11 protein-coding genes and 1 pseudogene are annotated in these 11,279 nt (G+C 63.7%); 1 reads left to right on the top strand and 11 read right to left on the bottom strand.

Annotation, left to right across the window (positions count from 1 at the left end; all coding sequences use genetic code 11):
• The 11 genes and pseudogenes from AC1DY5_RS25810 to AC1DY5_RS25760 form a co-directional block, all read right to left on the bottom strand.
• Nucleotides 1-176, bottom strand: a pseudogene (locus AC1DY5_RS25810) (transposase); the annotation flags it as partial.
• Nucleotides 177-227: 51 nt separating this feature from the next.
• Entirely contained in the window at nucleotides 228-1,391 is a 1,164-nt protein-coding gene (locus AC1DY5_RS25805; RefSeq protein ID WP_478115985.1) for a hypothetical protein, read from the bottom strand.
• Entirely contained in the window at nucleotides 1,388-1,921 is a 534-nt protein-coding gene (locus tag AC1DY5_RS25800) for an NADH-quinone oxidoreductase subunit B family protein (RefSeq protein ID WP_478115984.1), read from the bottom strand. The genes AC1DY5_RS25805 and AC1DY5_RS25800 overlap by 4 nt, the downstream gene beginning before the upstream one ends.
• Complete coding sequence (locus AC1DY5_RS25795; RefSeq protein WP_478115982.1) at nucleotides 1,921-3,471, bottom strand: hydrogenase large subunit; 1,551 nt, start codon at nucleotides 3,469-3,471, stop codon at nucleotides 1,921-1,923. The genes AC1DY5_RS25800 and AC1DY5_RS25795 overlap by 1 nt, the downstream gene beginning before the upstream one ends.
• Before the next feature lie 4 nt (nucleotides 3,472-3,475).
• Nucleotides 3,476-4,930, bottom strand: coding sequence for a hydrogenase 4 subunit F (locus AC1DY5_RS25790; protein WP_478115980.1), 1,455 nt, complete (start codon nucleotides 4,928-4,930; stop codon nucleotides 3,476-3,478).
• 1 nt (nucleotide 4,931) lies between these two features.
• Nucleotides 4,932-5,594, bottom strand: coding sequence for a formate hydrogenlyase (locus AC1DY5_RS25785; RefSeq protein ID WP_478115979.1), 663 nt, complete (start codon nucleotides 5,592-5,594; stop codon nucleotides 4,932-4,934).
• A gap of 1 nt (nucleotide 5,595) precedes the next feature.
• The gene (locus tag AC1DY5_RS25780) at nucleotides 5,596-6,543 is read right to left on the bottom strand and encodes a respiratory chain complex I subunit 1 family protein (RefSeq protein ID WP_478115978.1); all 948 of its coding nucleotides are present in this window, start codon (nucleotides 6,541-6,543) and stop codon (nucleotides 5,596-5,598) included.
• Between the two features lie 7 nt (nucleotides 6,544-6,550).
• Complete coding sequence (gene hyfB, locus AC1DY5_RS25775; protein ID WP_478115977.1) at nucleotides 6,551-8,575, bottom strand: hydrogenase 4 subunit B; 2,025 nt, start codon at nucleotides 8,573-8,575, stop codon at nucleotides 6,551-6,553.
• A complete protein-coding gene (locus tag AC1DY5_RS25770; RefSeq protein WP_478115975.1) occupies nucleotides 8,572-8,844 on the bottom strand; it encodes a ribbon-helix-helix protein, CopG family in 273 nt (90 codons plus the stop codon). Before AC1DY5_RS25770 ends, hyfB begins: the two co-directional genes overlap by 4 nt.
• A gap of 72 nt (nucleotides 8,845-8,916) precedes the next feature.
• Complete coding sequence (locus AC1DY5_RS25765; protein WP_478115987.1) at nucleotides 8,917-9,672, bottom strand: spermine/spermidine synthase domain-containing protein; 756 nt, start codon at nucleotides 9,670-9,672, stop codon at nucleotides 8,917-8,919.
• A 43-nt stretch (nucleotides 9,673-9,715) separates the two neighbouring features.
• Nucleotides 9,716-10,432 carry a hypothetical protein gene (locus AC1DY5_RS25760; protein WP_478115973.1) on the bottom strand — a complete coding sequence of 239 codons (717 nt, stop codon included), beginning with the start codon at nucleotides 10,430-10,432 and terminating at the stop codon, nucleotides 9,716-9,718.
• 429 nt (nucleotides 10,433-10,861) lie between these two features.
• Here AC1DY5_RS25760 and AC1DY5_RS25755 point away from each other — a divergent pair, with 429 nt between their 5' ends.
• Nucleotides 10,862-11,104, top strand: coding sequence for a hypothetical protein (locus AC1DY5_RS25755; protein WP_478115971.1), 243 nt, complete (start codon nucleotides 10,862-10,864; stop codon nucleotides 11,102-11,104).
• Nucleotides 11,105-11,279: the final 175 nt, after the last annotated feature.

Below are 11,279 nucleotides of genomic sequence, written 5' to 3'. Positions count from 1 at the left end.
GCCTTGGACTCGATCAATTTCTCCTGCGAGGTATATGCGCAATCGCCGTAGACGCGCTCCTCCTGGCCGTGCAGAAGATCGGGCAGCGGATGCTTGTCGTGCACATTTGCTGCAGTGACCACCGCGCTGTGCGCAAGACCCGTCTGGCTGTCCACGCCGATGTGCAGCTTCATACCTAATGTGGCGCTGGTCCATATGTGGCGCCCGGCGGCATCCTCCTCTGGAGGTCAGTCGCTGAGCGACACATAAATTCCGGTCACAGCGAACGCGTCAAATGCCTTGCTGGCCGCTTTCAGGTCGAGCGGCTCCCGCACCAACGCGCCATGTTCGCGTGCGAGCTGCAGCGCAGCCCGTCGGAAGAAGTCGCRGCGCCGCCCGCGCGCGCGGCGGGCCAGCAGCACCGCCGCTTGCCAGCGCATGCGATCTTCGCGCACCCAGGCGTCGAGCCAGCTGCGGCGGATGCCGAGCTCCGCCAATTCGGCCTGCAGTCGGTAGATCCGACGGGTCGCCACATGGTTGGACGGGACCAGTACGATGCTGGTCAAGTCCTCCTGAACTAGAGATGGCAATCCCGCGCACGCCGGCATCAGGATCTTCAACTGTGGAGTCAGCACGTCGCGCGCCTTCGCGCGCCGGCCCTGAGCATGTTCGAGCTCGATCGGCCCCCCAGTCGCAGCACGAGCTGAAGCCTCCAGCGGTCCTTGTCGGCTATCCGATCGATCGGCAGTCCGGCTTTCGCGGTAAATTGCAGAATCAATGCGTCCTGATCCTTGGAGTCGTCGCTCGCGAACTCCGCCCGAGAACGAGAGGCTTTTTCCACGCAAGCAAGCGCTGTCAAGAACGGCTGTCGCGGTCGCCCAGCCCAAACCGTCGGTGACCGCTTGGCAGCGCATCTGATAGGTCTCTGTCGCGGTCGTGTTGCCGACCCGGGGAAAGAACAGCGACCGGATTTCTGCGCGGTATTTCTCGCGCGTTGGTCGCCACAGCCTAGTCAACTCCGTGCCGAGCGCGATTCGTTGGGCCGCGAGGACGCGCCGCAGCCGCTCGGCATCCGCCGCGGCCTTCGCAGCCGCAATCTCGAGTTCACAGGTCGACAGCTGATCTTGCAGGGCCTTGGCACGGAGGCATGCGCGCTCCAGAAACCAACGTTCATCTCCTCGTGGACAGCGCGGATGCACTGGATCACTGTGTTGTAGAGGCGTCGGGCCTTGGCGATTTGCGGCTGCCGCAGCCGCGCAGTTCTCGTCGAGTCGAGCACCGAACTCGTAGACCACGATGTCCGCGGGCGCCGAAATCCAGGGTTCGATGAGTAGTGGGTGGACAGCGGACGAAGGCGCGGCGCTGATCTCGGCGCCTTTCGCCTCAAACAGGGATCCGTCGGCAACCTTCATGGCCGACGCTTGACGTCCTGTGCCTGACGTTGAACGGCACTGAGGATTCCTCGGAGGATATCGATCGGCGCTGGGGGACAGCCGGGTATCGCCACATCGACAGGAATCACGTTCGCCACCTTGCCGCAGCTGGCATAGCTCTCACCGAAGACGCCGCCGGTGCAGCCGCAATCGCCGACGGCCACCACCAGCTTCGGTTCCGGCGTGGCRTCGTAGGTGCGCCGGAGTGCCTCTTCCATGTTGCGCGACACCGGTCCGGTCACCAGMAGCATGTCGGCRTGGCGCGGACTGGCGACGAACCTGATGCCGAGTCCCTCGATGTTGTAGTAGGGGTTGTTGAGTGCGTGGATCTCGAGTTCACAGCCGTTGCATGAGCCGGCATCGACCTCGCGGATCGTCAGCGCCTGGCCGAGGATGGTGAGGAGCTCGCGCTGGATGCGATCGACCGCGGCGTGTGCGGCCTCGTCAATCCGCGGTGCCGGCTCAGTGACGATGCCCGTGCGGACGATCTGCTTGAGGATGTGCCACATCAGAGGTCGTGACCCGAGTAACTCAGATTGAAGGACTTGTTGATCAGCGGAAAATCCGGAACGATGTTGCCAATGATCGCGTGCTCGAGCACCGGCCAGTTCTGCCAGGACGGATCATGGCAGTGACAGCGCTCGATGCGGCCGTCGTCCCCGATCTCCAGCGCGACGAACACCTCGCCCCGCCAGCCTTCGACCCAGCCCGCACCCAGCGAAGCCGAAGCCTGAGGCCGCAGCTCGGCGTGAACGGCGCCGTCCGGCAAGCCCGAGCAGATGGCGCGGATGAGCCGCAACGACTCGAATGCCTCGTCGAACCGCACCGCCACGCGCGCCGCGACATCTCCGTCGCGGTGCACCGCTACTGCAACCTTCAGCCGGTCATAGGGCGGCCATGGGAAGTCGCTACGCAGATCGGCTGTCTGACCGCTGGCGCGCCCCGCCAGGCCCGTGAGGCCCAGTTGTGCCGCCAACTGAGGCGTTACCCGTCCGGTGCCGGCAAAGCGGTCCTGCAGGCCCGCATGTTCGTCGTAGACACGCCGCAGCGCGCGCACCTCTCGCTCGATCGCATCGCACTGCCTGCCAAGGCGATCCCTCATCATCGGCGTCGGATCGATCGCCACGCCGCCGGGCATGACAGCGTCCATCATCAGGCGGTGGCCAAAGATCTCCTTGGACAAGCGCAGCCAGTCTTCGCGCAGGCGCGAGAACTGCGCCAGGCCGAAGGCCAGCGCCGCGTCGTTGGCCAGAGCGCCCAGGTCGCCCAGATGATTGGCCACGCGCTCGCGCTCCAGCATCAGCGCACGCAGCCAGGTGGCGCGTGGCGGGATCTCGCCGCCCCAGGCCGACTCGAGCGCCATGCTGTAGGCCCAGGCGTAGGCCACCGTCGTGTCGCCTGAGACACGTCCCGCGAGGCGGTGGCCCTGCAGCGGCGCCAGTTCCGTGAAGCGGCGCTCGATGCCCTTGTGCGTGTACCCGAGGTGCTGTTCGAGCCTGAGCACCTTCTCGCCCACGACAGAGAAGCGAAAGTGGCCGGGCTCGATGATGCCGGCATGCACGGGCCCGACGGCGATCTCGTGCACCCCGTCACCTTCGACGCGCACGAAGGGGTAGTCGACAGGAAGTGCGCGCCCTGCGGCCCTCGAGAGCTCGGCGGTCTGCTGCAGGGGCGGTGGTCCGGGCGGCCACACCCCGTGGTCGAGCCAGGGGCGGTCGTCGCGGCTGGCCTCGGCTCGGATGCCCGAAAGATCGGCCATCGCGCGCTGCATGCGACTCGCGCACGGGAATGTCACTGCCAGATCAGGAAACCCTCGCGCTGCGCCGTCCAGCTTCAGTTCGAGCCAGACCAGCCCCTCGGGCACGGCATAGGCTGCACACGCCGCCATGCCGTGGCCGGAGGCGCTGCGATCGACGCCCCAGACCGAAATCAGGCGCCCGCTCGTGTTCGCGATGCTGCGTGCTGCGGTGCTCCAGGCGTCCCGACCCACCCGCCCATGCCAAGCGGGCATCGGCGCCGACAGGCGCCGAAGATCAAGTCCGAGTTCCGGCAGCGCCATTGGATCAGTTCCCCAGCATCGCCGCCGCCTGGACGTACCAGGCATTGAGATAGGGTGGGATGTAGAGGCCGAGCATCAGACCCAGCGCCAGATGCATGAACACCGGAACCAGGGCCGGCGGATGCGCCAGGGGCTTGACGTTGGTCTCGCCGAACACCATCGGCTGGACCCGGCTGAAGACGGATGCAAACGCCAAGCCCAAGGCGATCAGAAGGAAGGGAGTCGCCCAGGGCTGTTCGCGCATCGCGGTCGTGACGATCAGGAACTCGCTGGCGAAGACTCCAAACGGGGGCATTCCCAGAATCGCGAGTGATCCAAGCATCAGACCCCAGGCGACCGTCGGACTGACCTTGATGAGCCCGCGGATGTTCTCCATGATCTGGGTGCCCGCCTTCTGCGTGGCATGGCCGACGGCAAAGAAGATCGCGGACTTGATCAGCGAATGCACGGTCATGTGCAGTAGCCCGGCGTAGTTGGCGATCGGGCCGCCCATTCCGAAAGCAAAGGTCATCATTCCCATGTGCTCGATCGACGAGTAGGCGAACATGCGCTTCACGTCCTTCTGCCGGATCAGGAAGAACACTGCCGCCACCACCGACAGCAGGCCGAAGCCCATCATCAACCGGCCGGCCAGAGCATTGTGCAGCGCGCCGTCGGTCAGCACCTTGCAGCGCAGGATGGCATAGAGCGCGACGTTCAGCAGCAGGCCCGACAACACCGCAGATACCGGCGTCGGACCCTCGGCATGCGCGTCCGGCAGCCAGTTGTGGACGGGCACCAGGCCGACCTTGGTGCCGTAGCCGATGAACAGGAACGCGAACGCCAGCGTGATGATGTTCGGGTCGAGCCGGTCCTTCACCGCATCGAGGTTGGTCCAGAGCAAGGCACCGCCCTCGGGGCCGATGACCTTCTCGGCCGCCATGTACAGCAGCACCGTTCCGAATAGCGCCTGAGCGATGCCCACGCCGCACAGGATGAAGTATTTCCAGGCGGCTTCGAGACTGGCCGCGGTGCGATAGACGCTGACCAGTAGCACGGTGGTCAACGTGGCGGCCTCCATCGCGACCCAGATGATGCCCATGTTGTTGGTTGTCAGTGCCAGTAGCATCGTGAAGCTGAACAGCTGGTACATGCTGTGATACAGGCGCAGCCGCGGCGGCGTCATCTTTCCGTGATCGCGCTCCACGTGCATGTAGGGGCGCGAGAAGATGGAAGTGGTCAAGCCAACGAACGCGGTCAGCGTGACGAGAAAGACGTTCAGCGGGTCGATGTAGAACTCGCGGTCCCACACCAGCATGGGGCCGCTCTCGACGATCTGCGCCGTGAGCACGCAGGCGGCGACGAAGGTGCCCAGGCTGAAGGCGACGTTCACGTCGCGCGCGTTGTCGCGATGGCCCACCAGCGCCAGCACCAGCCCGCCGGCCAGCGGAGTTGCGAGGAGGAAGGCCAATGCAAGCATCTCAGTCTTCCTTCAGCTTTTCGAGATGGCGAATGTCCAGGCTGTCGAACTGTTCGCGAATCTGGAACATGAACACGCCCAGGATCAGTACGCCGATCAGCACGTCCAGCGCGATGCCAAACTCGACCACCATCGGCATTCCATAGGTGGCCGATGTGGCGGCAAAGAACAGGCCGTTCTCCATAGCAAGGAAACCGATCACCTGCGGAACCGCTTTCGCGCGCGTGATCATCATCAGGAACGACAGCAGCACGCAGGCCAGCGCGATGCCCAGCGTGCCGCTGGCCAGCGCCGATGACAGCTGGGAGATGGGAATCGCCAGGTTGAACGCGAAGATCACGACGACGATGCCGATCAGCATCGTCGTCGGGATGTTGATCAGCGTCTCGACGTCCCAGCGGATGCCGAGACGGTCGATGACACGATGCAGCAGGTACGGGATCAGCAGCACCTTGAGGACGAGGGTCAGCCCGGCCGACACGTACAGGTGGTGCTGGCTGGTCGCATAGCCGACCACGGCGGTAGCGAGCGCCAGCGCTGCACCCTGCATCGTGAACAGGTGAATCAGCGTGAAGATGCGCCGCTGCGAGATCATCGCGAAGGCGAGCATCAGCAACACCGCGCCGAGCAGGTTGACGAATTGGGTCAGGATGGCGCTGCTCATGTCATTGGTTGAGCAGCACTTGCACCAGCATGCCGATCACCGCCAGCAGGAAGGCGGTGGCCAGGAACTCGGGCACGCGGAAGATGCGCATCTTGGCGCTGGCAGTCTCCAGCGTGGCCAGCAGAAAGCCGCCCACGGCGAGTTTGATCATCAACACGGGCAGCGCCAGCAGCATCTCCAGCGGGGCTTGGGCTTCGGCAACACCCCAGGGGAAGAACAGGGCCAGGCCGATGCACGAATAGGCGAACAGCTTTAGGCTGGCCGCCCATTCGATCAGCGCCAAGTGGCGGCCCGAGTACTCGAGGATAAGCGCCTCGTGGATCATGGTCAGTTCGAGGTGCGTGGCCGGGTTGTCGACCGGGACGCGCGCGTTCTCGGCCAGCGACACCATCGTGAATGCCACCCCGGCAAAGGCCAGGCCGGGATAGATGGCCAGCTCGCGGTGCGCGAGCGTCTCGACGATCGTGGTGAGCGAGGTGGACTGGGAGATCAGCGAGGCCGAGAACAGTACCATCAGCAGCGCCGGCTCGGCAAGGAAGCCGACCAGCATCTCGCGCCGCGCACCCATGGTGCCGAATGCGGTGCCGACGTCCATGGCGGCCAGCGAGATGAACACCCGCGCCAGCGCGAACAGACCGACCAGGGCGATCGCATCCGCCGCCGGCGCCAACGGCAGGTCGGTCGACAGCATGGGAATGATGGAGCAGGCCAGCACCATGCAGCCGAACATCACATAGGGCGCGACGCGGAACAGCCGCGACGCGTGCTGGGCGACCATCGACTCCTTGTTGAACAGCTTGTGCAGCATCCTGTAGGGCTGCCAGAGGCTGGGCGCGGACTTGTTCTGGAGCCATGCGCGCCACATGTTGACCCAGCCGGTCAGCAGCGGCGCCAGCGCGATCGCGATGACGATCTCCAGCAACTGCGACACGAAGCCGGTGAAGTTCATGGCGACCTCATCGCATCACCACCAGCAACGTGGCCACGAGCGTCAGGAAGCTGTAAAGCAGGTACACCGAGATTCGCCCTTGCTGCATCAGGCCGACCAGTCGCGCGAGGTACRCCGCCAGGTCGGCGATGGGCACATAGAGCCAGCGCCAGAAGTGATCCTCAACCGTCACGCGGTAGTGGGGCTTGGTGTCGAAGGGCGTGGGTAAATCGCGCCGCATCAGGAAGAAGGGCTCGAAGATCTGACGGATGGGTTGGCCGAAGCCTTCGGCTGTGTCCTGCATGCGCGCGGTGCCCCACGGGAAGCCGCACGCCCAGGGCGGGCCGCGACGCACGCGGCCGTGGTAGAGCCTCCGAACAAGCAGGTAGGCGAGAGCAAAGCTTCCCAGGATGCCGAGCAGGAAGATCACGGGGCCATAGCTGGCTTGCTCGAGGCTGTTCGGCGCCAACAGCCAGCCGTTGGCTGCCACCTTGGCGCCGAGGCCCGTCTCGACAAGCTGCCGAGTCACGGGGTCGATCAACTGAATGAACTGTGTTGGCAGCAGCCCGAGCGCGGTGCAGCCAAGCGCCAGCCACACCATCCCCACACGCTCCCAGCGACCGGCATCGTGGGCGTGGGCGAGCTTGTCCTCGCGCGGCTGCCCAAGGAAGATGACGCCGAAGAACTTGACCATCGTGTAGCCGGCCAGCGCGGCCACCAGCGCGATGAGCGCGGCGACCACCGGGATCAGCATGGTCAGCAACGGCACCGGCAAACCCGGTGTGAAGAGGAAGCTCTGCAGCAGCAACCATTCCGACACGAAGCCGCCAAGCGGCGGCAAGCCGGCGCTGGCCAGCACGCCCAGGAGCRTSAGCCAGGCGACCCAGGGCATGGTCCGGATCAGGCCTCCCAGCTTGCCGAGGTTTCGCTCGGAAGTGGCATGCAGCACGCTGCCGGTGCCGAGGAAAAGCAGGCTCTTGAAGAARGCGTGGCTCGCGACATGATAGAGGGCCGCTGTCAACGCGAGTGCGGCCATCGGCTTCATGCCATAGGCCGAGAAAATCAATGCCAGGCCCATACCGACGAACAGCAGGCCCATGTTCTCGATCGACGAATAGGCCAGCAGCCGCTTCATATCGGTCTGCACCGCCGCGAAGACCACGCCGAACAGCGCTGTCGCCAGTCCGACCGCGAGCAGCAGCCCGCCCCACCACCACATGCGGGTGTGCAGCAAGTCGAAAGATACGCGCAACAGGCCGTAGATGGCCGTGTTGAGCATGACCCCGCTCATCATGGCCGAGACCGGGGAGGGCGCGGCGGGGTGGGCCTCGGGCAGCCAGACATGCAGCGGCAGGACGCCTGCCTTGGCGCCGAAACCGAAGACGGCGAGCAGGAAGCCGGCCGAGGCCCAGAACGGCGACAGGGCCTGGGCGCGCATGTTGGCAAAGGTGTAGTCGCCGGTTTCGGCCTGCAGCACACCGAAGCACAGCAGGACGGCGATGGCGCCGATTCTCGCCATCGTGATGTAGAGATAGCCGGCGCTGCGCACCTCGGCCATGCGGTGGTTCGCGGTCACCAGGAAGAACGACGACAGTGCCATCGTCTCCCACATCACCATGAATGAATACGCATCGTCGGCGAGGATCACCCCCACCATGCTGACCAGGAAAACGTGGTATTCCAGGCACAGCAGGCCGGGTGGCGTGCCTTCGCCCTTGCGGAAGTACCCAGCCGCAAATGCGGAAATTCCGGCTGAAGCGCCACCCACCACCATCAGGAAATAGGCCGACAGGCTGTCCAGGCGGAGATGGAACGGCAATGCCGGGAGWCCGATGGGCAGMACGGCRASCTCGGGCGTGCCAAGCAGCGCGTCCAGGGCCAGACCGAAGAGCGCCAACCCGAGTAGCGCCCCGATGGGGAAGAGCGCCTGGGAGACCAGGCKGAATCGATGCAGGGCGAAGATCCCRGCGGTCCCCACGAACAACCAGCCCATCGCCACAACAAGGATCCAGTCGAGATGGATCCATTCTGCGACGGGGGGCAGACTGCTCATGACGCTGGCGGCCTTGGGGTGCGCAGCGCGCTGCTTGGCGGCCGAAGAGAAGCCTCAGGCGCGCCAGACTCCGTTCGCGGCGTCGCTAYGTCAGAGGAGGGGGTCGCGTCGCGCGCSATGTCGTGGACACCGTGCTGCGCGAGGTAGTCACGGATCAGCTGCCGCACGACCTGCGATGCCGTCCGATCCTGCAGCGCACAAAGTCGCTCGAAGGCTTCCTTCTTGTTCGGATCAATGAGCAGCGTCAGCCGTGCAGTTTTGAATTCCATGGATCCTCAGCATGSCAATGCGATAAGTACCCGCAGCACATGGTACATGAATGCCATGCAAATCACGAAGCCTTAGCCTCGTTGGTCTTTCAGTGCCGATGCGACCAAYGCAAACCCCGCGAGCAACTGGCTGGCGGCWGCAGGGTCCAAGCCTTTCGGCCTGCGAATTGCTYTCAACAGGCTTGTCTCTRGTGCATCACCTTTGCAGGCGAACACGATGCTATGGCTCAGCTCGCCGTCATCGACCACCAGGACCGAGCCGTCGAAACTTCGACGAATGCGAGCCAGGTGCTCATCGTTTTCAGGGTCGCCGTATTGCAGATTTACCACCATGATCCCGTCGCAGTCGAGCGTCTCGTGGCAGTCGTCGTAGAAGCCTTGAGAACACAAGCGGGCGGGCAGTCCCTCGAGGTCATWGCCGTCAACGATCAASACATCGAAACGACTTGGACCACGGCGCACGAAGTCCACCCCATCGGTTTGAAAAACGATGAACCGTACGTCGTCRGGCGGTATGTGGAACTCATCGCGCAAWGCGATCACCAGCGGATTGATCTCGGCGATCTGRATCCGGGCGCTGGGCAAATGGTGATAACAGAATTTKGCCAACGATCCGCCGCCCARTCCGACCATCCCGATGCTTCGCGGCTCCGGCTTGAAAAGGAGGAATCCCATCATCGTGCGCGTGTATTCGAGGGCCAGCGCATTGGGATCGTTGATCCGCATGCAGCTTTGAATGTCACTGATACGGAAGTGGAGGGCCTTGGAATTTGCGTTCTCGTAGATAAAGGGCTTGATGTGTTGCACAGACGCGGGGCTATCGAACATGGGCAAGGTGGATTTCTTGATTCTTGATTGAGGAACTCGGGTGTCAGTGCTTTGCCATTTGCACCAGCGAGGCTCGAATGCGGTCGGTGTCCACGTCGGTGATCACCACGCGCGGAGTCAGGACCATCGGCTGATTGATTTGGAGATTGGGCAGCACGAGCAGACATTGGGTCCGGTCATTGTTCGGGGCCGTCATCCTTTGGTGCGCGAGCACCCCTTGACGTACGACGTCCGTCGAGGCGATGTTTGTGAGCAAGGTGACAACCACCGTTCGATCCAGTCCGAGGTCCAGCCTCGCGACGTCGTCCCCCTGCTGAGAAGTCGAGTCGATTTGGCCTGCAGCCAGATCAACGTCGTTCTTCAGAATCTGTCTGATGATCTCCAGTAGGCAATCTCGCATGAGTGATTCGGGGAATGGGTCGGCTGTCTCGGTGGCCCGAATGAGCCCGGCCAGGCCCAACAGGTCGGCGTCGCTCCCCTCGTACCGCGCGCACCGCAGCCGCCACTCGGGGTGTTGCTGACAGGCAGCATCGACCTCGCGTGGATCAGCGGCGGCATAGCAAGCCGCGTCCAGCCAGGTCATGGCTTCTTCGAAGGTGTCGATCGACGCTAAGGCGTCGGGAAACTGCCGTGCATAGGACTTCGGATCCCGCACGCCGCGGCGCGTGCGCATGAGCGGCGACGCAAGGTGGACGTAGTCACCCTCGCGCCAAAGCGCCGCGCAAACTTGGGCTTTCCCCCCGGGCGGCTGGAATTGCACGAGCTTCAGATTGTGGCGGGGCCGTGACCGTTGAGGTGGCGTGGGGATGCTGAATGGCTGCTGGGGCATGGCGACGCTTCAAAACTTTCTCGACGCTTAGCTAGCCAACGCACTCAAGGAGGCGTAAGCTCTAAAGGCAAATGTAATGCGTTTGGCGTGTAATTGCAATGGTAATGCGATTAACATGCAGAACTGATGATCCAGACCGCTGTCTCAATGGTCAGCCGTGATGCGGCGATGCGGGCCACGTGCGATCTGCGCCGCCCAGATTACCGGCGTTGAGAGGACAGCGCCGGAATGTTCAAGCCCCTTGGAAGCCGGATCGACCATGACAACGACCACGTTTCGGACATCGCCAGCTACCATCTGCCTCGGCCGGGCGTCGTCGCGATCCGGTAGAGTTCCAGCAGGACGTCGCCGCTCCTGCCGATGCCGCTCATTTTTGGGATGTCCGAAGTCAGCGTGCTGTCCAAGTCTTCGTTCGTCGGATTTAGAGAGGCCTTCACGGCCGGCCTTGGCTTCTTGCCCAGATGGTTCGTTGATTTGAGGGTCTGGGCCTTGGGTGCGGATTTCTCGACCACTTCATCGCAGGGTTTGCAGCGCGTGCGGATGAAGGTCAGCCATCACTGCTGTCCAAGACAGGCGAATCCGGCGGATGACATGCTGAACTGACGCGGGTTCCGGACGGCTTGTGTGTGGATTTCAGGATCGTGCCCCCATGGGTGCTGTCCAACATCAAGTGAATGCGAATGCGCCCTGGGGTGATTCGTCGGGATCGGGCGGCGCTGTGAACGGCTCGTCGATCCACGCCATCAGATCACGGTGGGTAAACAGATTCATGCGCAGC

Source organism: Variovorax sp. P4_D9 (assembly GCF_056401695.1).
The sequence above is the reverse complement of the archived record's forward strand: the minus strand, read 5'-3'. Positions and strand labels throughout refer to the sequence as shown.